We start from the raw sequence: 24,352 nt of genomic DNA, 5'->3' as shown, positions 1-24,352 counted from the left end.
GTCGGTGATGTCGGGGTGGGTGGCGAGACGGTCTTCGACCTCGCCGGGGAAGACGTTCTCCCCGCCGGAGACGATCATGTCGTCGGCGCGGCCGTCGATGAACAACCGGCCCGCGGCATCGAAATGACCCATGTCCCCGGTGCTGACGTGGCCGTCGACGACTTCCTTGGCCGCGACGTTCGCCGCGGGGTCGGGGGTGTAGCCGGTGTATTCCAGGCCGCTGCGCACGAAGATCTCGCCGATCTCACCCGGCGCGGCCGCGGTGCGGTCGGCGCGCAGAATCCGCACGGACACACCCAGTGAGGTCCGGCCGACGGTGTCGGGGGCGGCGACGAGATCGGCGGGGGTGGCGATCGTGACCAGACCGGCCTCGGTCGAACCGTACCCGTTGACCAGGATCGGGCCGAAGGCGTCGATCAGCTTCGAGACCGTGGTCGGTGAGATCGGTGACGCGCCGGTCACCATGACCCGCAGCGCCGAACGCGCCGACCTGCCCTCGGCCGCTCCCGGCACGGCGAGTAGTCGTTGCAGCATGACCGGTACCGCCGTCACCACGGTGACCTCGTGGCGGGCGATGTCGTCGAGCGCGGTCGCCGCGTCGAAGCGGCGGCGGCAGATCGCCGTGCCGCCCAGGGCCAGCGGACCGAGCAGCGCCAGCAACCCGAAACCGTGGAACATCGGCGGCGCGACCAGTACCCGGTCGGTCGAACGCAGGCGCAGGATCGCCATCGCGGTCACCGTCAGCAACACGATCGCGCGCGGTTTGATCGCGCGCGGAACGCCTTTGGCCAGTCCGGTGGTGCCCGAGGTCAGCAACGTCAGCTTCACCGCGTGGCGCACCCGCGGTGGTCTCGGATGGCGGTGGGCGGCGAGATCGTCCAGGGTCGGCAATCCGGTGCGGGCGGCATGGGGTTCACGCCATGCCAGCACCCGCAGGCCCGCGAACCTCGCCTCCTCGACGGTGGCGGCGTATTCGTCGTCGTAGATCAGCACGTCGGGGTTGTGCCGGGCCAGGATCGCCCGGAGTTGCGCGGCCGGAAGTTCGGTGTTGATGAAGATCAGCTCCGCGCCCAGCTGCGCGCCCGCGGCCATCGCTTCGGCGAACCCGCGATGGTTGCGGCAGATGATGCCCACCGATCGCGGCGGCGTCGCGCACGCGGCATACAGGGCCGCGGCGATCGCTTCGGCACGTCGCTGCAGCTGCCGGTAGGTCAGCTGCCCGGAGTCGTCGATGATCGCGGTCTTGTCCGGGTGACGAATCGCGGTGGCGGCCAGCAGCGTCGCCGGTGTCGGGCCGTATCGGTGGAAGCTACGCGCCAACGCCGCGGCCTTGCGCGGGCCGACCGGGGCCAGCATGCCCGACGTGAGAACGGCCGGTATCGCAGACCCCCACCGGCGCAGGCTGTTCAGGTCAGCGGACATCGGCGATCACCTGCCCGTTGACGGTGGAATCGGTGGTCGCCGACTGCGGAACAGTACGAGTGGGCGTCGCCGGGGCAGGTGGCTCGAGCCGTGACAGCGAGGCGTCGGTGTCGCCGAGGTTGCGGAAGATCCGCTCGACGAGCAGTTCCAGTGGCCACCGCAGTACCGTCGCGGCCACCGCGGAGGGAAACCCGTAGAGCGGTGTCATCGTGCGCGGCTTTCGCACCACCGCCTTGGCCAGCACCTTCGCCGCATCCTCGGGGGTCTGGCCGGGCAGCACCCGCATCCAGCGGCTCGGTGCGCTCATCCGGGTGTGCAGCAAACCGGCATAGAACGTGGTCAGGGTGACGCCGTCCGCGCGGGCCTCCATGCTCACAGCGCGCATCCACCAGTCGAACGCCAGCTTCGACGACAGATAGAAGCCCCACTTGGGGGCGTTGGGGAACAGGATCCCGGTGGTGGAGACATTCACGATGTGGCCGCTGCCGCGAGCCCGCATTCCGGGCAGCAGGGCCAGGGTGAGCCGCATCGGACCGAGATAGTTCGCGCCCGTGGTGGCCGTGAGGTCCTTGGGCCGGTCGTAGGACAGATGGATCGACCGGCGCAGCGACTTGCCCGCGTTGTGGATCAGGACATCGACCTCGCCCAGGTCGTAGCGCACCGACGCGGCGAACTCCGCGACCGACTGCTCGTCTGTCAGGTCGAGGCGATAGGGATAGGCCTCCCCACCGGCGGCGTTGATCTCCTCGGCGACCTCGAGCAGCCGATCCATCGACCGCGCGGCGACCACCACCCGTGCCCCGGCGGCGGCGAACCACCGCGCGGTGGCCTCGCCGACGCCGAACGACGCACCGGTGATCACGACCACCTTGCCCTCGACCTCGCGACGCAGCGCGGCCTGGCCGCGCAACCCGCGCGGCCCGATGACCCATGCGATCGCGCGCGCGAACGGTGTCTCCACGATCCGCGAGGGACCGGTGGGCAGAATTTCGGACATCAGTGATCACTCCGTCGTCTTCGACATGGTGGACAGCGGGCCGAGGAAGGCCACGACTTGGGGATCCGACAGGGCGGCGTCGACGGCCCGCTGGGTCAGCTCGATATTCGGGTCGGTGCGCAGCGCGGCCAGGATCGTGCCGAACAGGTTGCCGACCACGAGCTCTTTGACCTGTTCACGGCTGATGTCGCGGGTGCGCGTCCAGTGCAGCACCAGTCCTTCGACGAAGGACACGAATCCGCTGATCGCGGCACGCAGCACCGATGAGGAGTCCGAGCCGGTGACCTCGATGAGCAGGGCATCGGTCAGCCGGGTCCGGTGCCGCTCACGGATCTGGCGCACCTCGGCGTCGGCGACGTCGGCGAACAGCGCCTCGAACGCGCGCGGCCCTTGCTCGGCCTCGTCGAGCAGCCGGTCGAGGCCACGATCCAACCGCTCCAGCGCGGGCCCGCGCAGAGCCAGCAGGTCACCCCAGAACTCCTCGGCCGCGTACTCGAGCACCGCGAGGTAGAAGCCCCGCTTCCCGCCGAAGTGGTAGCTGATCGAGCCTGCGGCCACGCCGAGCGAGCGGGCCAGGTCGACGATGGAGACCTCCTCGTAGCGGTCGTTGCTGAACGCGGCCTTCCCCGCCTCCAGCAGCGCCGTGCGGGAAGCCTCGCCGCGCCGATTGCCGACCATCGCGCCTCCAAGTTCTTGAATCAGATTCAAACTAGACCGTAAGGCCCGAATGCCGAGCGGTCAAGGACACAGTCGAATGCGGATGGCGGCACGCCACCTGGATTGAGGGCTCGAGTACGAGGCGCCGCAGATACCGCCCATCCTCGCCCGCAGCTGGGCGATCGCGGTCACCGACTACGCCGTCTGCTCGCGTCCGAACACAGCAGCTACTACATGCGCGGCGAGGACCCGTGGGACACTCCGCAGTGGAAGACGAGGCTCCAGGAAACCCACTTCGGCAATCTCGCACCAGCGGCACCGGTACTCCTCGGACACGGCCGCCAGGACCAGGTCCTCCCGCTCGAACAGGCCCATACCCTCCGGCAGCGCCGGACCCGCCTCGGCGCCGACGTCCGACTGCACGAGGTGCGATCCGGCGAACACCTCACCGCCGCACGGCTCTGAAAGTCCCCATTGAACTGCGGAAACGACGTCGCAGGATATGTGCCCCCGGCAGGACGCACAAAACATGGCAACCGCGAAACGCCTGGTCATTGTGGGTATCTACCGAATCTAGCCGCTGGGCCGCTCGCGCACCGTTTGCCTATCTCGTCCCGTCCGTGTGGTCCCAGAGCCGGAGCCTATTGAAGAACTGCTCCTAGCTTGTCGCCAAGGTCGTGCCGTGAGAGGTCGACCCCTGCGCGGGCCAAGGGGTAACGAGGGTGAGCTCCCGATGCCCCAGGCACGAAGTGTGGACCATGATGCTTCGGCAGTCCGATGGCGTGGGCGGATCAGGTGGCGTTCACATGCTCACAGTTGTGCCACAAGGTCAGTCGAGTCCCGGCTCTGGCCTATTCCTGTCGTGGTTTGGCTGCGCTGCCGTCCGGCTGTTGTTGGCGCGCACGCCATTCCAGGGTGCCGTATAGGACTAGTCCGCTGGCTCACGGGCTTCGTCAGTGTGCTGAAAGCGAGGTCAACAGCGGCCCGTCTCGAGTCGAGCCTTGCCGTGGATAGCTCCGACAAGAGATATACGTCCTTCGACTGTCGAGACTATCAACAGATCCGGGACGGAGCGGCTTATTCGAAGTAGTCCTCGTCGACCTGGACAACAGTGAATTCTGAACGCTTTTGGACGCCCACGCCGTACTGGATCATCAACGATGCCAGCCGTTGTCCGTCGATCAGGATCACTCTGGGGTTGATGGTGTTGGCGTAGTCCAGGGCGCCGCCGGAGAAGTCACTGGTGGTGATGAAGATACCTCGGGATGCTTTGGCCCCCTGCAGTGCGCCGACGAACGCCTGTATTGCCGGTCGCTGCACTGTGTTCTCGGGACCGTAGCGTTTGGCTTGAACGTAGACGCGGTCGAGGCCCAGTGGATCCTGGTCGATAACTCCGTCCACGCCGCCGTCGCCGGAGCCGCCGATGCGCGTGGCGCGTTGCTCCGTGCCGCCGTAACCCATCGCCACGAGCACATCGAGCACCGCCTGTTCAAGGAAGTTCGGAGGCTGGTTCCGGAGGTGCTTGAGGAGTTCGGCGGCGACATCGGAATGTAAACGTGCAACGCCGGATTCGATCTGTTCGAGGGGATCGACGGACGCTGTCTGGTCATCGGTGTCCGCACTCGACGTGACGCCGGATTTGACGGGCACATAGGCCTGATACGCGGGCAGGCTCTTGAGTATTTTCTCGTCCAGCCCGTCCGGATGCTTCGCATGGAGTTCCCGCCCGGCCTCGGTGATGATGTATGTCGCGCGAGCCGGTTTGGTTATCAACTCGGCGCGGCCGAGTCCGCTCAGGGCCCAGCCGATTCTGTTTCTCGCGCGGGCCTGCCCAGAAGGAAGAACTTCTTCCAGTTGTTCCGCGGTCAGATCGAGGCGATCGAAAACCGCCTTCTCCAAATCTCGCTTCTTCCATACCCTGCCGTCGCCCAGTACCGCAAGCACCGGTGTCAGGAACCCGTGCCAGACTGGCATGCTGGTGAGAGGTCCGCCATTCATGTCTTTGCCACCCTCCCTTCAGAACTGACAGTGAACTCTAACGCCGGGCCCGGCGTTCCGAACGGTAACCCGCAACTGCATCTATCCCCGGATGGAGTTGGTCGACAGCCTAGATCGGACAACGACGGCCTCGATTTGTGTTGGGTGCCTTTGCTGAGGAGGCAAGTGCCCCTGGCAGGACATGCAGAACATGAGCAGCGGTACGGTCGTCCAACTCGAACTTGTTGCCTTCCAAGGGATTCGATGTTCAGCTCGGTGGGGTAGCGGCGCGGGCTCGATGCTGGCGGATAGCGGCATCGATTGCTTCGGTGATGTGTTCCGCGGCGTCGTGCCATCGGCGCAGCTCGGCGGCCGACGGGGCCGGCTGGTGGTCGTGGTGGTGGGAGGTGGCCGACAGTTGCGACCACAGCAGCCGGGCATCGGCGGCCGCCTCAGGGCCGATGTATTTCTGCAACACCAGGAATTGGGCGCGCAGGGTGACGTGCGTCATGGGCGGGGAGACCGCCGACCAGAGTTCGCGGACGGCGCGTTCGAGCGCGATGCGCAACAACCATGCGCATGCACGGGGCCACATGCCGGCAAGGTCGGTGTTCGCATCGGTGATCAGGGTGTCGACGCTGCGGAGCCGGTCGGCGACCGGGATCAGCGATTGATCCACTTGGTGATCCTTTCCGTGCGGTTGATGAGGTCGCCGAGGTCATCGTGGCCGCATCCGTGCGCGCCTGTGTTGCAGGTTCTGACGACTTGTGAAGCCCACGGTGCGATTTCACGGTCCATCATGGACAGGACTTCACTTTCGCGGTGGCGGTCCAGGAGCATGGCGAGCGCGAGCTTCGGTATGGTGCGTTCGGTGGCATCGAGTTGTTCCTCGATGGCGTCCTGGGGGAATCCGTTCTCGCCGAACAGTCGCCGGACCCGTGCGGTGCACGCCGATTCGATGGCCGAGCGGCAGCACAACGCGATCATTTCGCGGGCGTGCTCGCGGGGCAGGCCGCGGGTGAGGCTGAGCGCGCGGGCGTCGTCGATATAGGCGCGGACCGGGTCCGCGGTGGTCCGGACCTCGACTTCGGATCGTTCGCGACGCAGCACATCGAGGACTGTGGCCGGAATGCGCAGGCGGCGAACGGCTTCCGACAGCCGCAGGTCGTGAGTGAACACGATCACCTGGCGGGTTCGGGCCACCTCGTCGAGCACCCGCGCCAGCCCGTCGACCTTCGCCGGATCCATCGACTGCACCGGGTCGTCGATCATCAGGAACCGGAAGGGACTCTCGGGTGCGGTGGCGCGCGGCAGGAACAGCGACAGGCCGAGGGCGTGCAGTTCGCCCTGGCTCATCACTCCGAGTGCCGCGCCCGCAACCCCGTCGACAGTGACGTCGAGTTCGACCTTGCGGCTGGAAGCATTGCCCTTCAGGCAAACGCCGCCGAGTTCGACATTGCTCTGCTGGCGCAGCGTCGTCCACACCTGCTGCGACATTTCGGTGATCGGCCGCATGCGCTCGTTGCGCAACTGTGCCGCCGCACCTTTGATCCAGGTTTCGGCCGCCTTTACCACCCGCAGTTCCGCGGCGTTGTTCGCGTCGGCGGTGGCGTTATCGACCCAGGCCGCAATCCGGCGGGCCAGCGGTGACCAGGCGCCGTCGAGCTTCGCGAGTTCGGCGCGGGCATGTTCCCGCAGCCGGCTCAGTGCCGCGTCCACCGTCCGGAACCGGTCGGGCAGCTGCTTGATGAGATGCGCCGGATCCGCTGTGGCGAGCTCGGCCCAGGCGTGCCATGCGGTGACTGTGTCGTGCGAGTCGAGTGCGCCTTCGGAGGTGTCGTCCGCCGCTGCGGTCAGGGCTGCCGGTATCGGCTGGATCAACCGCCGCACGTCAGTCAACGCCGCCGTGTGCTCGCGGCGGGCGGTGTCCAGCGCGGCGGTGTGTTCGCGGATGCGCGTGACAGTGACGCGGGTGCGTTCGCGCCATGCCCCATCGAGGCGTCCGACTCCGCAGACCGGACAGTCGCAGTCCTCGTCGCCCGCATACGTCGCCGCCGACTCCAGCAGTTGGACCAGTTGAGCTCCGGACTCGGCTTCGGCAGTGGCCAAGTCGGCGAGCTTGTGTGTCGCATCGAACAGCCGCCGATGTGCCTGTCGCGCAACCTGTTCGGGCGGCAGCTGCACCGCCGCCACCGCCGACAGCACCGCCCCGGACCCCGACGTCTCGGTTCGTCCCAGGACGATGCCGGATACCGCGTCGAAGTCGATAGTCGGAGCGCGCAACAGCGCGCCGACTCGTTGGGCTCGCTCATCGTCGATGGCCGACAACTCGGTGAGCAGCAACTCCCTTTCACGTTTCACCGCCTTGCGGGCATTGTCGAGCTCGAGCCGCCGGCGCGACAGTTTCGTCACCGCGTCGGTGAGATCGTCGAGGCCGAGCAGGCTGTGCAGTGCGTCGTACATCCCGCTCGGCGAGCCGTCGATGAGGGCGCCGAGCTCGCTGTAGGACAGGAACGGGCGGAACAGTTCCAGCGGCCGTGTGAGAGGGGTCCGATCCAGCGGTTCCGGTGCACGTTCGCCGCGCTGGGTCGTCCACCGTCCGGCGGACAGCTCCGCGCTCTCGTCCCATTGCCCGGTGATGGTGACCGGATTGTCCGCTCCCTGCCCCTGCAGTTCGATGTCGATCTGTGGTGTTGCTCCGTCGTGCAGATTTCGCCAACCGGTCTGCCATATTTTGGATCTGTTCGCCCAGCGCTGATTGTTGCCGGTGAGAGCGAATTCGGCGGCCTCGGCGAAACTGGACTTACCGCTGCCGTTGCGGCCGACGATCAGCGTGAGCCCTAGCGACGGCTGAATCGACAACCGGGTGCGCGGCCCGATCCCGCGGAATCCGTGCACGGTGATCGACCGCAGGAACATCTCGGACACCGCATGAGACTCCGGCGAACCGGGCGCGCCCGAATCGCCGAACGCGCGCAGGATCGCCTCGGCGACAATGGGATTCAGGGATTCGTCCGCGTGTACCTCGCGGCGGACCAAGTCGATGAGCGGCTCGGCGGGCGGTGCGGGCTCAATGGGTTCGGACATATCGATCCTCTACTCGGTCGTATGGATGCCGATCTGGAAGTCGGCCCGGCGTTGAGGTGGTGCGGCCATCGATGCGCCGGTGCGCATTCTGCCGGAGAGCGCAGCGTCTCGCGGGAAAGTGATGTGCTGCAGCAGTTTCCGCATGCCTGTCGGCGCGGAGAAGGTCTGCGGGGGGCGCTTGCATGTCTGCGCGGACCCGGAACGGGCCTACTGTCCCGGAGTGCATTCCGGGCGGAACCTGATACCCGTTGTATCCGACGGCCGCACCGCCGAGGAGGTCGAGCGCCAGGCCGATGCTCATGGACTGGCTGCGCTCGAGGATGCGCCGGCGACGGGGGCCGCGCCGAGAGCGATGGCGCCGGTCGTGGCGCGAACTCGAATACTGTTGCTGCTCATGGCTTCTCCATCGGGTGGTGGCGCAGCGGGTCGGCACCTTGATTGCCTTCTGGTCGGCGTTCGACGGTGTGACCCACGGCGGTCGTAACGCCCACCTGAAACATTACGGACGTCTGAAAACAATGTCAATGCTGAAAACTTGTTGTCCGTGAAGCGCTTCGTGTAACGTGATGTCAGGTACAGGAGAGGAAGCGCATGTCCGACGTGAGACCATTGGTGTCGGCCACCGAGATCGCTCGGCTGGCAGGTGTCACCCGCGCGACGGTGAGTAATTGGCGGCGCCGACATCCGGATTTCCCGTCCCCGGCCGACGGCACGCGAGGTCGTCCGGTATTCGAGCTGGCGGCGGTGCAGAAGTGGCTGCGCGCGCGTGGCTCGGCCTCGGAGTTGTCACCTCTGCAGGAGTTGCGCACTCGGCTGCGATCGGCGGAACCGCCGCCGGATATCGCCGCGCTCATCGACGGCCTGGCCGGATTCGTCCGTGATGGTGCCGAGCCGCCGGATGACGATGTCCTGACCACCGCGGTGTACCGGGCGTTCCGCGACGCCGGGGCGCAGGCGACGCTGGACACGCTGACCGAATTCGAGCTGGGTGATACCGCCGCCACCATCGGCGCCTACCGCACCCCGCGCAGCGTCGCGCGATTGGTCGCCGATCTCATCGGCGCCTCGCTCGGTCCGGCTCCGTCCGTCGTTTTCGATCCCGCCTGTGGTGGCGGCACCCTGCTGCGAGCCGTGGGCCGACTCGGCGTGCGCCGGTTCTGCGGCCAGGACGTGGTGGCTGTACAGGCACATCGCGCCGAAGCCGTGTTGAGTTTGAGCGAGCCTGACGCACAAGTCACGATCCGCACCGGCGACAGTCTGACCGCGGACGCCTTCCCGGAGCTGAAAGCCGATGCGGTGGTGTGTCACCCGCCCTTCGGGGTGCGGGATTGGGGTGCGGCCGAACTCGCGCTCGATGCGCGCTGGGAGTTCGGCGTGCCGCCGCGCGGTGAATCCGAGCTGGCGTGGGTGCAGCATGTGCTGGCGCATCTGCGGCCGGGCGGGACCGGGGTGATTCTGGTGCCTTCGGGTGTGGCCGGTAGGCCGGGCGGGCGGCGGATTCGCGGGGAATTATTGCGCCGCGGTGCGGTGCGGGCGGTGATCGCCTTGCCCGCGGGAGCGATTACAGGCACACAGATCGGCGTGCAGCTTTGGGTCGTGCGCGCGACGGCCACGGAGCCCGGCGAGGAAGTGCTGTTCATCGATGCGGCACGGCTGCCCGCCCGGTCACGGGGTGATTCGGCAGCCGATCGCCCGGACCTCGCGACAGTGGTTGCCTCCAGCTGGGAGGCTTTCGAACGTGGTGATAACGAGGCGGCGATGATCGCCGATGTGGCAACCGTGGTACGCGTGGTGGATGTCCTCGACGAAGAGGTGAATCTGACCCCGACCAGGTACGTGCGTGCGAGTCTCGATGCAGACGGCCTCAGCGCCGATTTCACCGCGGCGACCGAGCAATTCGACGAGGAGCTGACCGCACTGCGCACCGCATTCGATGCCATACGGGGCCCGGTTGCCGCCGGACAGCGCAGCTGGCGCACCGCGACGGTGTCGGACCTGACCAAAGGCGGTGCGTTGGAGCTGCTGATGCCGCGCCCGTCGAAGGGCGACCCGATCGCCACCTCGGATCTCGGTTGCCCGGTGCTGATCGGCCGGGATGTTGCGCTCGACTACCCGCCGTCGCGGACCGTCGACGCCGACTGGTCGACCACAATGATCCGGCTCGAGCCGGGGGATATTGTGGTCCCGCAGTTGTCGGGCCTCCGCGAGGAACGCACACGCGCCCGGGTCGCCGACGAACGAGACGCGGGAGCCGTGATCGGCGCCGGACTGTTCGTTCTGCGTCCCGATCCGTCCCGGCTGGACCCGTGGTTCGTGGCGGGGTTCGCGACCGATCCGGACAATGCCGTCTCTACGCTCGGCACGACGGCACGCCTCGTGCCCAGCCGCATCCGAATACCCTTGCTGCCGTTGGCCGAACAACAGTCGTATGGGGTGGCGTTCCGGCGGATGTCGCAGTTGAAGGCTGCCCTCCGCAGGGCAGAGCGATCAGCGACCGGGATGCTCGACCTGCTATCGACCGGTTTCACCGCCGGAGTGCTCGAACCGCAACCTCCGAAGTCCACCGCGTCCGCTGCATCGAAAGGCAGGAAGTGAACACCGATAAGCACACCGAGCTGGCCAACCACGCATGGTCGGTCGCGGATCTGCTGCGTGGGGATTACAAACAGTCCGACTACGGCAAGGTGATTCTGCCGTTCACGGTGCTACGCCGCCTCGAATGCGTCCTCGAACCCACCCGCGAAGCGGTGTTCGAACAAGCCGAGAAGCTGGCCGACACCGAGCTCGACCCGGACCCGTTCCTGCGTGCCGCCGCCGGTACCGAGTTCTACAACGCCAGCGATCTGACACTCGCCAAAATCCTCTCCGATGCGAATCACGCGGCGAAGAACATGATCGGCTACATCGGAAAGTTCTCCGACAACGCCCGCGAGGTACTGGAGAGGTACGAATTCGCCCAGCAGATCAGGAAATTGGACAATGCGGGCTTGCTGTATCAGGTGGTGGGCAAGTTCGCCGATCTGGACCTGCATCCGGACCGAGTGTCGAACCACAATATGGGCTATGTGTTCGAGGAGCTGATCCGGCGCTTCTCCGAACAGTCCAACGAGACCGCGGGTGAACACTTCACCCCGCGCGAGGTCATCGAGCTGATGGTGAATCTGCTGCTCGCCCCCGACGAGGACAAGATCTACCGCCCCGGTGTCACCCTGCGCGTCCTCGATCCAGCCTGCGGCACGGGCGGAATGCTCAGTGCCGCAGAGGAACACATCACCAACATGAACGCGCAGGCGCGGGTGGAGGTGTACGGGCAGGAACTCAATCCGGAATCGTGGGCGATCTGCCGCTCCGACCTCATGATCAAGGACCAGAACCCGGACAATATCGCCTTCGGCAACTCGTTCAGCCAGGACTGGCACCGGGATCTCAAAGCCGACTACCTGCTGGCCAATCCGCCGTTCGGGGTGGAGTGGAAGAAGGTGAAAGATCAGGTCGAATGGGAGTACAAGAACCTCGGCGACGCGGGGCGCTTCGGGGCAGGGCTGCCTCGCATCAACGACGGCTCACTGCTGTTCCTGCAGCACATGATCTCCAAGATGAAGCCGAGGTCGTCCGGCGGCAGCCGTGTCGCCATCGTCTTCAACGGCTCTCCGCTGTTTACCGGTGCCGCCGAGTCCGGGGAATCGAATATCCGTCGCTGGATCATCGAGAGCGACATGTTGGAAGCCGTTGTCGCCCTGCCGGATCAGCTGTTCTACAACACCGGCATCTCCACCTACTTCTGGATCCTCACCAACCACAAATCACCCGCCAACGAGGGCAAGGTGGTCCTGCTGGATGCTCGCGAGTACTGGCAGAAGATGCGGAAGTCGTTGGGCGACAAGCGAAAATTCGTTGCACCCGAGCAGATCGGTGACATCACCCGCATCTACCGCAATGCGCTCGACATCGCAGCAGATGCCGACCACCCCGACCACGACAAGGTCAAGGTCTTCGCTAACACCGACTTCGGCTACCACCGCATCACCGTCGAACGCCCCCTGTGCCTGCGCTTCGAACTCACCAGCGAAGGACTCGACCGCCTCGCCACGTCCGCCCCGGTCGGTAAGGCGTACACCGACGACGAAGTATTCCGGAAGCTGCTGCTACCGCTGGTCGGATCCCGATGGGACACCAGGGCTGAGGCGATCGCCGCACTCCAGGACGCGATCGTCGGTGCAGGCGAGCCGTGGCCCAAGGGCACGCCGTTCACCAAACTCCTGCGCGATGTACTCGGCGTACGCGACCCCGAGGGGGAAGTGCAGCTGGTGAAGGGCGAGCCTGAACCCGACCCCGAACTGCGCGACTACGAGAACGTGCCCTTCGAAGAAGACGTGAACGAATATCTCGCGCGTGAGGTACATCCCCACGTTCCTGACGCGTGGATCGACCACTCGAAAACCAAAGTGGGATACGAGATTCCGTTCACCCGCCACTTCTACGTCTACACCCCGCCCCGGCCACTGGCTGAGATCGATGCTGAGTTGAAGGCGCTGGAGACTGAGATTCAGGAATTGCTGGGGGAGGTGACTCGTTGAGTACTGTTCCATTGTGGACGCTTGCTGAAGAAAAAAGGCAGGTAGTTGAGCCAGCTGTGCTGGGATCGCAGGTAATGCACTACAGTATTCCGGCTGTCGACCGGCTCGGAACCGGAGCGGTCGAAGAGACATCGGAGATCCAGTCTTCGAAATTGCTGCTCAGTGGCGGTGAGGTGCTGATAAGTAAGCTGAACCCGAGAAAGAGTCGAGTGGTTGTAGTGGACCACTCTGAATATCCGATCGTAAGCTCAACCGAATTTATTGGCTTGGAACCGGGCGTCAATGTTGAACCGCGATACCTATTCTACTTCTTGCAGAGCGAGTCGGTAAGGCAACACCTTGATTCTCTGGTTCAGTCCGTAACGCGCAGCCATCAACGCGTGTCGCCGGAGGATGTGTTGCACGCTGGTGTTCCTCGCATGGAAAAGGAGGAGCAGCGCCGCATCGCCGACTTCCTCGACGCCGAAACCTCTCGGATTGATCGGCTGGTCAACCTGCAGACTACTGTCCTTTCGAGGCTCGAAGAGCGGGGCGTAGCGCAACGGGACTTGGCGTTGGATGAGCTCGAAACTTCAGGCCGGGTGATTCCGTTTAGGCGCTTTATCTGGTCTGTTGACCAGGGTGTTAGTCCTCAGTGTGAGGCAGTTCCCGCAGAGGCAGGCGAATGGGGGGTCTTGAAAGTAAGTTGCTTGCGTCCTGGCGTCTTTCTTCCAGGCGAGAACAAGCGGCTTCCGGACGATGTTGTGCCGCACACGGCGGCCGAGGTCGAATCTGGAGACCTCCTCATTACCCGGGCGAATACCCCATCGCTTGTCGGGTCAACAGCAGTGGTGCGTGATGTCAGGCCTCGGTTACTGCTATCCGACAAGATCTTTCGCGTACGCCTCTCAGGCGGAATTTTGCCGGAGTTTGCTGCTGAGGTTGCAGCCGGCAGCAAGGTGAGGTCGTTGTGTGGTGCTTCCTCGAATGGAGCCTCGCAGACGATGGCGAACATTCGATTCGAAGAGGTCAAAGCGTGGCCGATTCCATTTGTCCCACTAGTCGATCAGAAGAACTTCGTCGCCTCGATGGCTTCGTCGCGGTTGTCGGTTGAGTGCCTCAGACAAAGAATAGTCCGTCAGCTGGAACTTCTGGCCGAGCGCCGCCAAGCCCTGATCACCGCCGCGGTAACTGGCCAATTCGACGTTTCCACCGCATCAGGAAGAACCACAACCCAGGGGGTATGAATCATGAGTCCGGTCCATCACGAGAGTGTGTTCGGTGACGCGATTGTTGCGTCCATGCTGGAATCTGGTTGGCGACAGGGGAATCCGCATGAGTATCGCCCGGATCTCGGGTTGGATCCGGGGGAGTTGTTCACCTTCATCGGGGCTACGCAGCAGCAGGAGTGGGATGAGCTGCTGAGTTTCTATGGGGATGATGCGGATGCGGCGCAGCACGGGTTCCTGAAGGTGCTCGATCAGCAGTTGCAGCGCAAGGGGCTGATCGAGGTGTTGCGGTCGGGGGTGAAGGATCACGGAGTGAAGATTCGGCTGGTATATTTCCGGCCGAATCTGGTGCTGTCGGATGCGGTGCTGGACGACTACCGGGCGAATCGGCTGACGGTGGTGCGGGAACTCAACTATTCGACCACGTCGGACGATGAGCGGCATCGTCTCGATCTGGCTTTGCTGCTCAATGGAATCCCAGTTGCGACAGCGGAATTGAAGAATCCGCTGACCGGCCAGAATGTGGAGGATGCGAAGAAGCAGTACCGGGAGACCCGCGATGCCACCGAGCTGATCTTCCGGCATCGGGTGGTCGCCAACTTCGCGGTGGACCCGCATCTGGCGTTCGTCACCACTCAGCTGCGTGGGAAACACACGCAGTTCCTGCCACTCAATACGGGGTCCGAGGGTCCAGGGAAGCCGGGTGGCGCTGGCAATCCGCCGCCGACCGCGAAACATACCTACTCCACGTCGTATCTGTGGGAGCAGATCTGGCAGCCGGACAACTGGCTAGACATGCTGCAGCGGTTCATTCATACCAGCTCCACCAAGGGGCCCGCGGGAAAGACCGTGCGCTCCACCATATTCCCGCGCTTCCACCAGTGGGACGTGGTCCGGAAACTCACCGCCCATGCCGCGACACACGGCGCGGGACACAACTATCTGGTCATGGCGTCGGCGGGGTCCGGTAAGTCGAATACGATCGGTTGGCTGGCACATCGGCTCACCGATCTGCACACGCCTGCCGATCCGGCCGAAATCGATCTGGAGGCGCGGGCGGCGGGCCTGGAGCCGGGCGTCCCGGTATTCGACAAGATCATCATTATTACCGATCGCCGCAATCTCAATGCGCAATTGAGCGATACCGTGGGCGGGTTCGAGCAGGTGAAGGGCCTGGTCGTCGATATCGACGAGAAGCGGGGCTCGAAATCCGCCCAGTTGGCCGACGCGTTGTCCAAGCGGCAGGGCAAGATCATTCCGATCACTTTGCAGACCTTCCCGGCGTTGGTAGATTTCTTGAAGAAGAACTCGGCGGAACTGCTGGGCGGCCGGTTCGCGATCATCGTGGACGAGGCGCATTCCTCGCAGTCCGGCGATGCGGCGACCACGGTGCGGGCGGTACTGCGCGATTTCGGACTCGACGCCGACGATGACGACGACGGCGCGACGGAACTCACCCTCGATGATCGGTTGAAGCGTAAGGCCGAGACGCGGGGGCAGGCGAAGAACCTGTCGTATTTCGCGTTCACCGCCACGCCGAAGGCGAAAACCCTGGAGGCGTTCGGGACTCGCGAGGGCGACCGGTACGTGCCGTTCCACACGTATTCGATGCGCCAGGCGATCGAGGAGGGGTTCATTCTCGATCCGCTGCGCAACTACGTCACCTACAAAACCTATTACCGCCTCGTCAATGAGAACCCCGATGATCGGGAGGTGCCCGAGTCGAAAGCGAAGGTGCTACTGGCGCGGTTCGCGGTGACCAATCCGGCGACGGTGGCGCAGCAGGCCGAGGTCATCGCCGAACACTTTGTCGGACACACCCGCCCGCGGATGGGCGGACGGGCCAAGGCGATGGTGGTCACGGATTCGCGTCGCAGCGCGGTCGCCATGGGACGTGCCATTCGCGAACACCTGGACAAGAGCGGCTACAGCGAGCGGTACCCGGACATCGGTGTGCTGGTGGCGTTCTCGGGCAACCTTGATTACGACGGTGAAGAGACCAGCGAAGAGAAGGAGAACGGCCTCAAAGAGTCCGAACTGCGGGCAGCCTTCGCCTACACCCGCGCCGACGACATTGCCACCCACGCCGGCGGGAAAGGGCAGCGTGAGTACCGGATTCTGGTGGTCGCCGAGAAATACCAGACCGGATTCGATCAGCCGTTGCTGACCACTATGTACGTGAACAAGCGGCTGAAAGGCATCGCTGCGGTGCAGACCTTGTCGCGGCTCAACCGCACTCACGAGCGCAAGAGTCAGGACGACCTGGTGGTGCTGGACTTCGTCAACGACGGAGACGACATCCAGAAATCGTTCCGGCCGTACTACGAACTGGCCGAGGCAATGCCCACCGACCCGAACCTGCTCTACCGCGCGCAGGACGAGGTGATGGTGCCGCCGATCCTGCTGACCGCCGAGATAGCGTCCTTCGCCGACGCTTATCTTGTCGCCGAGGAGAAGGCCGCCGGGTCGGCGATCGCGTGGCAGAAGCTGCACGCAGACCTCTACATCCACCTCGAACCCGCCAAGACGCGCTTCGCCGAACTGCTGCGCAGCGCCGATCCGGACGACCGCGAAACCGCCGAGGCATTCCGTTCGGACTTGCGCGACTATGTGCGCAAATACGGATTCCTCGCCCAGATCGTGCCCTACCGGGATCCGGATCTCGAGGCGCTGCACCTGTTCGGCAAACATTTGCTGACCGTGCTGCCGAAACTCGCCGACGGCGGCGTCGACATCGGCGATGTGGATCTGAGTTATCTGCGGGTGCAGAAGATGGGGGAGAGCGACATCCGCCTGGCACCGGAGGGCGCACAAACCCTGCCCGGATTCGGAGACGGCGCAGGCGGACCGCAGGAACCGGAGAAATCGCTGCTGTCGGAACTGATCTCGGCGTTCAACGACCGGTTCGGCACCGAATTCACCGAAGCCGATGTGGCCAAGCAGTTCCAGGAGGCCGTCGACGACGAAGGTGTGCAGCTCGCCGCGGTCGGCAACGAGAACCCCGAGGACTTCCAGGGCAAGTTCGCCGAAGTGTTCGAGAAGAAGATGGTCGACAACTTCGCCACTCAGCAGGATCTGGGCAAGCGCTACTTCAGCCGATCCGATCCGGCGTTCAAGCAAACATTGAACAAGCAGCTCGGGCGTGCGGCATGGAGAATGATCAGAAGGCAGAACGGGCTCGACGGGGCCGCCTGAAACTAGGCCGCCGCCACAGCAGGGGACGATATGGCGAAGGTGATCGACGGACGGTACGAGCTGACCCAGCTCATCAGCTCCGGCGGAATGGGATCGGTGTGGCGCGGCTACGACAGCGTGCTGGACCGGCCGGTCGCGATCAAAACCATCCGTGTCGACCAGGTCGTCGGAGCGCATGCGGTCGAGGAGTTCACCGAACGGTTTCGTCGCGAGGCCCGCATCACCGCCCGCATCCGGCATCACGGGGTGCCGCAGGTCTTCGACGCGGTCCTGGACGCCTCATTGGAGAACGTCTATCTGGTGATGGAGTTGATCGACGGCATCGCCCTGCTCGACTACTTCGATCCCGGGACCGAAATGCCGCTGAGCTGGGTCGCCTCGGTCGCCGCCCAAGTCGCCACCGTCCTGTCACACGCGCACGCCCTGCCGGTGGTGCATCGCGACCTGAAACCCGCCAATATCCTGTTGACCCGCGACGGATCGGTGAAGGTGATCGACTTCGGTATCGCCGCCATTCTCGACCGTAATGTCCGCCGCCTCACCCACACCGGACAAGCCATCGGCACCTTTCGTTACATGTCCCCTGAAGCCGTACACGGACTACGCCTCACCCCGCGCGCCGACCTGTATTCCCTCGGCTGCGTGATCCACGAAATGGTCTGCGGTACACCGTTGTTCGACACACAGTCGCCGTACATGATCCAGGTCGCCCACGTCGAACAACCCCCGACTCCACTGCGTGAGATCCGGCCCGACATCCCCGCCGAATTCGAGAAACTCGTCTTGGACCTGCTCGAAAAACAACCGCAGGACCGGCCTGCCGACGCCTACACCGTCTACGAACGCCTCCTACCGTTTCTACCCGCGCCTGGTGCCGAAACCACCGTCGACGCTCAATTGCCCGGCCTGCCCGACCCGACTCGGATCTTCCGTCGGCCCTATGCCCCACTCGAATCCCCGCGTTCTGAAGCCCAGACCCTCAAGATCTCCGATGCGGAAGCGACGGCCCCGCTCACGGCCGAACACCTCGACACCGCCATCGGTCAGGCGTGGCAGCGATACAACGAACTCCTCGGCGACGAACGCTTCGACCAAGCCGCCGACGCCCTCGCCGCAATCCTCACCAATGCCGCCGAAGGTCGCGGACCCGACAGCGCCGAAGTTCTTGCCCTGCGCCGCGCCATCGCCGCCGCCTGGGCTCTCGGCGGTGAATCCCGCCGTGCCCGTGCGGAACTGGACTCGCTCGCCGAAGCCTATCGCCGCCTAGAAGGCCGCTACAGCGCCGCTGCCTGGGAAGTCCGCGCCATCTCCGCTCGCTGCCAAATGGACTTGGGCGATATCGACGGCGGCCTCACCGCGCTACGTGCCGTACTGGCCGAAGTCGTCTCCGCCGATGGCGACTCCAGCGAACTCGCTCTGGACCTGCGTCGCGATCTCGCCGAATTGCTCGGCGGCACAGGCGATTATCCGGCGGCTCTGGAAATCCTCGAGCCGCTGCATGCGGACCTGTGCGTACTGCGTGGGCCGCACGATCCGTTCACGGAAGAGGTCGGTGGTTTGCGGGATCAGCTGTTGGCGGCGGCCGAATCGTGAGCGGGCGTGGGGTCTGATCGGGGGTGGTCCCTTTCGATTCACACTGCCTCGAGAAATGCTTGTCAACAAACTTCTCTTCTATTCGGATGCGAACCGTTGCTCGAGATCATTGAGCATCGCTTGTAACGGTGCCCAGCACAATCCGACGCTGTCGTCGTCGAAATCCGGCTTGTCGGCCAGCTCCTTACCCGGGTGGATGTAGTTCCGGAAGTTGCGCACAGTGTGCATGAACGTCTTGGCATCCAGCTGGATCCACCCGCGGGCATGGGCGGTGTCGATGAGGGATGCCAGGTTCGGCTGTCGGTTGACGACCGTCCTACCGTTCTGATCGACGAAACGATGATTACGGCAATCCTCGTCGCGTTCGGTGAGAACGGCCAGCAACATACCTTCGACGAAACTGCCGATAGCGATGACCGCCATGGTGTAGGCGCCGGCCTGCTGGCAGAGTCGTGCTTCGGCGGCTCGGTTGAGCAGTAGTTCCGCGGTGCCGGCATTGCCGATCAGCTTCCGCACTCGCGCGTCGAGGTCATGAGGTTCGGCACTCGTCGCTCCAGACCCGTCCAGCGCTCGTTCGGCGACCACCGGGCGACCGCCGGTGTCGGTCACCACCAGTCCCTCGGCGGCCAGTACTTCGTTCAGCGCATAACGGAATTCTCTTGCCGCATTCCCACCCTCGTCATATTCGAGAGGATCGCAGACGCGGCACAGCAGCAGTTCCAGATCGTGCGAGAGATCGTTGCGCTCGTCCAGCTGTTCGACCAGCCACGGCACTTTCGCCGAGCCGTCGTACTCCGGAGGGTTCTGCCAGCCCGCATGCTCTAGCAGTGCTTGGAGCTCCCGCCCGGTGCGCATATACGGGCCGTCGGCGTCGACGATGATGCGCGCCAGCCGTTCGATCGTCTTCGGGTCGAGCGGGAACATCACGGCTCCTCCTGGTGCTGCAGTCGCTGCGCCTCGTCCTGCGCCTTGCGCAGGGCCTCGTCGATCTTGCGGCCACGCCGTTTGAACCCGAGGTCCTCGCGCACCTGCCGTGATCGCTCCTCTGGGTCGAGTAACATGCCGTCCGACATCCGCCACCGGAACATGGCGACCAACTGAGCCGGCGTGTATTTGTCGATGCCCAATCCGGCGAGAACCTGCGGCCGGGGCAGCTTGGGGCGTATCTCGTTGTCCGACAACACTGTCGGCAGCTCCGGCGCGGGCGCCTCGGTGGCTGGTTCCGCGTCGGCCGCGGCGACGGCGTCGCTCCACGCCCCGCAGATGCGCTCCAGTTCCTTTTTGGGGTCCGCGAACCATGCCGATGCCCACACCCGATGGAATCGCCAGCCCAGGCGTTCGAGGTGCTGCTGTCGTAGACGGTCACGGTCCCGGGCGCTGTGGGTGCGATGGTAGCTGTCACCGTCCGCCTCGACCGCGAGCACCATTCGTCCTGGTTCCTCCGGGTGAGCCAGCGCGAAATCGATCCGATAGTCGGAGACACCCCACTGCGGGTAGGCCTTGATTCCGCGGCTGTTCAGACTGTCGAAGATCGACCGCTCGAACGCGTTGAGCTCTACGCCTTCCTGCCGACCAACCGCGGCCGCCGCACCACCACGGGACGCGGTGTCCAGATATCGCCGTAGGAGCTCTGTTCCGGTCATCTTCTCGCTCGGTTCGAGGGCGCCCGGTGGAAACGACGACACGACGGTCATACGCCGCTTCGCTCGCGTCACGGCCACATTGACGCGACGCTCCGTTCCTTCACGGTTCAGCACCGCGAAACCGTTGCGCCGCACTCTGCCGGTCGCATCCTTCGCCACACCGACGCTGAGGATGATCGCGTCCCGCTCGTCGCCTTGCACGGTCTCGATGTTCTTGATGAAGAAGCGATTGGTAGGGCCGCGGTCGTCGGCGAAGAATTCATCGAGATCCGGACGGTCGGCGCGGATCTGGCGAATCGCCATATCGACCTTCTTCTGGTGCTCCGTGCCGAGTGTGATCACACCGAGGCTTTCGTGGGGTCGTGATTCGGCGTGCTCGATAACCAAGTCCACCACCCGCGCCACCTCGGCGGCGGCCGATCCCCGCTCTCCCGGCTGAACCCGGCCATCGACGATCTCGAGTCGCAGCGGTGTGTCCACCCGCGCGCCAGGGAACGAGACGAGGTCACCGTAGATCTCCTCGTTGGAAAACTGGATCAGCCGCTCGTCTTGACTGCGATAGTGCCACTGCAGCCGACGACGGTTCGGGATCATCGGCTGCAGGGCGGTCAGGATCGACTCGTAGTCGCGCAGGGTGACACTGTCGTCGTCCGCGTCGTTGTCCTCGTCGGCCTCGAGCCGGTCGAAGAAGCTGGTGGGTGGCAACTGCTTGTCGTCCCCGGCCACCACCAACCGCTTTCCACGCATGATCGAGGTGATCGCGTCGTGCGGTTGCACCTGACTGGCCTCATCGAAGATAACCAGGTCGAACAGCTGCTCGGCTGGAAGAGCCCTGCTCACCATCAACGGCGACATCGCCCAGCACGGGCGTGCCGCAAGCATCACATGCGGTGCTTCGGCGACAAGCCGCCGCACGGGGCGATGCCCGCGCTTCTTCTTCCCTTCGCTGCGTACCAGGGTGGATTCGTCCGGATAGTCAGTACACGCCTGCGCCGCGGCCCGGGCGACCGCCCGGAGCACCCGCCGAACCGCGAGGGCTTGGTGCCGCCGATCGACTTCGCGAAACTGCGCGGCCACGGCACTGTGCGATTCCGGCTGGAAGTCCCGTAGCGGCTGCGAGGTCAGCATGAATTGCTCCTCGAGCGTCGACATCAAGGCGTAGCGGAACAACGCCACCGATTGCTCAGCGTCGAGGTCCCGGGTTGCGATCTCGTTCACCAGGGGCTCCAGACCAGCGCGTCGCAGCCGGCCCAGACGCTCGTTCAGATCGGGCAGGTACGGAACCATCCGGCGGTCGGTCGCCAATGCGCTCAAGGCGTGGTCGATACGCCGCAGCGGCTGTTGCTCGAAACTCACCCCGGCCGACATGGCGATCGCGGCGAGCTCGTCTTTCAATCTTGCGTACCGATCACTCACCACTCGGAAGTCGCCGATGGCACCCGGCCCGTTCGGCCTACCACTCAGCCGAGCCCATTCCTGCATCTCCTCCAGCGCCGCAATGATTTCGTTGTGCAGCAACTGCTTCTGCGTCATGCCCGCGGGATTGGCACGAAGTTCCTTCAGCAGACTCGAACGCCTACGCCGGCCGAGCTTCGGCTGTAGTTTCCGTCGTCGCTGCCAAGACGCGGTAGCGACCCGGTACTCCTTCAGCGGTCCGCCGAAGATTCGTGGCCCGAGCTTGCCGGCGGTGCCGGCCATACCGCTCAGCAAAGTAAAGGTGCGGTCCCAGCCTCTGAAATCGGTCGGCTCCGGCAGCCCTACCTGCTCGATGAGAGCACACATCTGCGACCGGCTGTCCGGTAGCGTGCTTCCGGCGACGTTGTCGAGCAGCAGCAGCACCCTATGCGCATCCTGGACGGTAGCGACATCGGCTTGCCACCAAGGCGATTCGCGCCGCACGAGCCGCAACCCGCCGTTGGCGACGAACCCACGCAGGTCGTCCTCGGCGAGTAACCGGCCTTCAGGAGTGAACTGCTCGAGACTCCGTAGATGCCACGCGGTCTCGATCCCACCCGCCGAGGCGACCAGACTTTCCCGAACCTGATAGGCGCTCAACTGCCAGGGATCTCGGCGATCGTGCAGAGCGAAGGTGTAATCGTTGAGGCGTCGTCGGCTGTCTTCCAGTTCCCGGTCCAGGTGATCACCATCGACGGCAGGCGTGCGGGCGAGCTGATCGAGGCTGTTGGCGAGTTGCGTTGCCACAGCACGGCTGCTGAGAGCCGACTGGTGCATATCGAGAACCAGTTCGCCGAGCCCGATTTCGGTCAGCCGGTCGGTCACCGCCTCGATCGCCGCACGCTTCTCGGCCACGAACAAGATCTTCTTCCCCTGCGCGGCACCCGCAGCGATGATGTTCGCGATGGTCTGGCTCTTACCCGTTCCGGGCGGCCCGTCGATGACCGCGTGGCGATCGGCCAATGCTGTTGCGATGGCTCCGTTCTGCGACGAATCCGCGTCCAGCACGAGAAAGTCGTTCCGTGGCGGAGTCGTGTCCGGTGCGGGTGGTTGGTACGCGGCTTCCGCGCGCGGGTCGGCACCGAGTGGCGAGGCGCCGGCCAGCAGTGTGATCAGATCGTGCTGCTCCAGTAGCCGCGCGGCCGACATCAAGTCCTCGACCATCGGAAGCTTCATGTAGTTGCAGACCCCGATAGCGAGCATCCGCTCGAACCCCAGCGAAACACCCTGCTCGGCAGCCGAGTCTTCAATACGGCGAAAGACACTGTCCACCAGCACTTCCGGATCGGCCTGCTCGGTACCGCTGGTGACCATTGCGTTCAGCTCGTCCATATCGAGATGGACGTCGTACTCGCGGCCGAGACAGTGCAGCAGGACCGGATTGACCTCCGGCTCCGGCTCCACTTCGATGAGGAAGTCGGATTCGGCCGCCGTCCGGGCGCGGATGGCCACTTGGAAGAGCAGTAGCGGCGCACGCAGCGGAAGCTGCTGCCGGGCCCCACTTCGGGACACATTCGTCGTCACTCGACCGAACACGAGGCGGCCGACGTCGACTCCCTGTTCCTCGTTGAATCCGCGAATCCTGCGCACCAGATTCCGGGTCCGTGTACAGGCATCGTTGTAGCGTTGTGAGTCACCGAAGAGTTGCGCCAGCCGGGTCGGCTTACCGGAAAGCAGCTGGTCTACTTCGGATTTGGGGCTCTCGTCGAGATCGAGAGTGGAGGTCTTCGTGATCTTGAAATTGAGCAGCCCGTTGCGGCCGTCGAGCTGAATGAGTTCATTCGCCCACTCTTCGGCTTTGCGCGCGAGCGCGTCATTGGCATGCGTCGGTCGGCCCACCATGGACAGCGCCTCCCCTGAGGTTCTGCAGTCAACAGACTGCGCATCCCTCCGCAGTCCCCCGTCTCCGTTCGAGTAGGACAGTATGGCTCACGTATGCCATCTTCTCCAGTCGAGCTACATCATCGGACCGCCTCATATTCTTTCTGTCAACGGAACGCGAATCCTGGATCTGGCACAGACTTCGTGATTGACCGGCTCGGGATGCGAAGGGGCGGTTGATAGTTCATCATGTCGCGGGTGCTCTGGTCTTGAACCGATGAAGGTTCTGTTCCTGCACCTGGACGGTCTGCGGATCGAGGTGATCCGCGCGGCGGGTTCAACAGTGCGGATCGAGGCCGCTACACCGGCGCTGGCCCAGTCGGCTGCCCCGGCTGCGGGATGGCGTCTGACCGGGTCCACAGCCGTTACCGGCGGAGGTTGTCCGACACCTCGATCACCGGCCGCGAGGTCTTGATCGGGTTACAGGGCCGCAGGCTGTTCTGCGACAACTCCGATTGCGGCAAAAGAACTTTCACCGAACAGGTCCCGCAACTCGCCGCCCGGTACGCCCGCCGCACACTCATCCTGCAGCGTGCGTTGTGTGCAGTCGCGTTGGCACTGGGCGGGGCCGCCGGGGCGCGGCGGGCCCCCCCGCCCGGCCCCCCCCGGGGGCGGGAGGAAAATAATGGCCCCCCACCCCGCGGCGCCCCAGCACCCACA

The 24,352-nt window shown here is 64.6% G+C and carries 14 protein-coding genes and 1 pseudogene; 7 read left to right on the top strand and 8 right to left on the bottom strand.

Annotated features, from left to right (window positions below; translation table 11 throughout):
- The 3 genes from QH290_RS17210 to QH290_RS17200 all read right to left on the bottom strand — a co-directional run.
- On the bottom strand, window positions 1-1,422 hold a 1,422-nt coding region (locus tag QH290_RS17210), incomplete at its 3' end, for an AMP-binding protein (RefSeq protein WP_280383907.1).
- Window positions 1,412-2,419, bottom strand: a complete 1,008-nt coding sequence (locus tag QH290_RS17205) for an SDR family NAD(P)-dependent oxidoreductase (RefSeq protein WP_280383905.1) — start codon at window positions 2,417-2,419, stop codon at window positions 1,412-1,414. The genes QH290_RS17205 and QH290_RS17210, both read right to left, overlap by 11 nt.
- Window positions 2,420-2,425: 6 nt before the next feature.
- Window positions 2,426-3,097 (bottom strand): TetR/AcrR family transcriptional regulator, encoded by a 672-nt coding sequence (locus QH290_RS17200; RefSeq protein ID WP_280266649.1) that lies wholly within the window; start codon window positions 3,095-3,097, stop codon window positions 2,426-2,428.
- A gap of 213 nt (window positions 3,098-3,310) precedes the next feature.
- Here QH290_RS17200 and QH290_RS17195 point away from each other — a divergent pair, with 213 nt between their 5' ends.
- Window positions 3,311-3,541 (top strand): lipase family protein, encoded by a 231-nt coding sequence (locus QH290_RS17195; protein ID WP_280383903.1) that lies wholly within the window; start codon window positions 3,311-3,313, stop codon window positions 3,539-3,541.
- A gap of 612 nt (window positions 3,542-4,153) precedes the next feature.
- On the opposite strand, the gene QH290_RS17190 is transcribed toward QH290_RS17195, so the two are convergent.
- From QH290_RS17190 to QH290_RS17180, 3 genes are all read right to left on the bottom strand, one after another.
- Complete coding sequence (locus QH290_RS17190; RefSeq protein WP_280383901.1) at window positions 4,154-5,074, bottom strand: restriction endonuclease; 921 nt, start codon at window positions 5,072-5,074, stop codon at window positions 4,154-4,156.
- Window positions 5,075-5,321: 247 nt separating this feature from the next.
- Window positions 5,322-5,732, bottom strand: a complete 411-nt coding sequence (locus tag QH290_RS17185; RefSeq protein WP_280383897.1) for a hypothetical protein — start codon at window positions 5,730-5,732, stop codon at window positions 5,322-5,324.
- Window positions 5,717-8,140 carry an ATP-binding protein gene (locus tag QH290_RS17180; protein ID WP_280383895.1) on the bottom strand — a complete coding sequence of 808 codons (2,424 nt, stop codon included), beginning with the start codon at window positions 8,138-8,140 and terminating at the stop codon, window positions 5,717-5,719. The genes QH290_RS17185 and QH290_RS17180 overlap by 16 nt, the downstream gene beginning before the upstream one ends.
- 591 nt (window positions 8,141-8,731) lie before the next feature.
- On the opposite strand from QH290_RS17180, the gene QH290_RS17175 reads away from it, so the two are divergent.
- The 5 genes from QH290_RS17175 to QH290_RS17155 are packed head-to-tail and all read left to right on the top strand — an operon-like array spanning window position 8,732 to window position 18,713.
- Window positions 8,732-10,735 carry an N-6 DNA methylase gene (locus QH290_RS17175; RefSeq protein WP_280383893.1) on the top strand — a complete coding sequence of 668 codons (2,004 nt, stop codon included), beginning with the start codon at window positions 8,732-8,734 and terminating at the stop codon, window positions 10,733-10,735.
- Complete coding sequence (locus QH290_RS17170) at window positions 10,732-12,717, top strand: type I restriction-modification system subunit M (protein ID WP_280383891.1); 1,986 nt, start codon at window positions 10,732-10,734, stop codon at window positions 12,715-12,717. The genes QH290_RS17175 and QH290_RS17170 overlap by 4 nt, the downstream gene beginning before the upstream one ends.
- On the top strand, window positions 12,714-13,943 hold the full coding sequence (locus tag QH290_RS17165) for a restriction endonuclease subunit S domain-containing protein (RefSeq protein ID WP_280383889.1): 1,230 nt from the start codon (window positions 12,714-12,716) through the stop codon (window positions 13,941-13,943). The genes QH290_RS17170 and QH290_RS17165 overlap by 4 nt, the downstream gene beginning before the upstream one ends.
- A gap of 54 nt (window positions 13,944-13,997) precedes the next feature.
- Window positions 13,998-17,120: a type I restriction endonuclease subunit R gene (locus QH290_RS17160; RefSeq protein WP_280383887.1), complete on the top strand. Its 3,123-nt coding sequence runs from the start codon at window positions 13,998-14,000 to the stop codon at window positions 17,118-17,120.
- 30 nt (window positions 17,121-17,150) lie between these two features.
- Window positions 17,151-18,713, top strand: coding sequence for a serine/threonine-protein kinase (locus tag QH290_RS17155; protein ID WP_280383885.1), 1,563 nt, complete (start codon window positions 17,151-17,153; stop codon window positions 18,711-18,713).
- Between the two features lie 78 nt (window positions 18,714-18,791).
- Here the strand turns inward: QH290_RS17155 and QH290_RS17150 are convergent, their stop codons facing one another.
- A complete protein-coding gene (locus tag QH290_RS17150; protein ID WP_280383883.1) occupies window positions 18,792-19,637 on the bottom strand; it encodes a hypothetical protein in 846 nt (281 codons plus the stop codon).
- Window positions 19,637-23,653 (bottom strand): AAA domain-containing protein, encoded by a 4,017-nt coding sequence (locus tag QH290_RS17145; protein ID WP_280383881.1) that lies wholly within the window; start codon window positions 23,651-23,653, stop codon window positions 19,637-19,639. The genes QH290_RS17150 and QH290_RS17145 overlap by 1 nt, the downstream gene beginning before the upstream one ends.
- Window positions 23,654-24,019: 366 nt before the next feature.
- Here QH290_RS17145 and QH290_RS38110 point away from each other — a divergent pair.
- Window positions 24,020-24,352: pseudogene (locus tag QH290_RS38110) on the top strand (transposase family protein); the annotation flags it as partial.

Source organism: Nocardia wallacei, from assembly GCF_029869545.1.
Taxonomy (GTDB): domain Bacteria; phylum Actinomycetota; class Actinomycetes; order Mycobacteriales; family Mycobacteriaceae; genus Nocardia; species Nocardia wallacei_A.
Note: the sequence above shows the minus strand (reverse complement) of the source record. Positions and strands in the feature narration are given on the sequence as shown.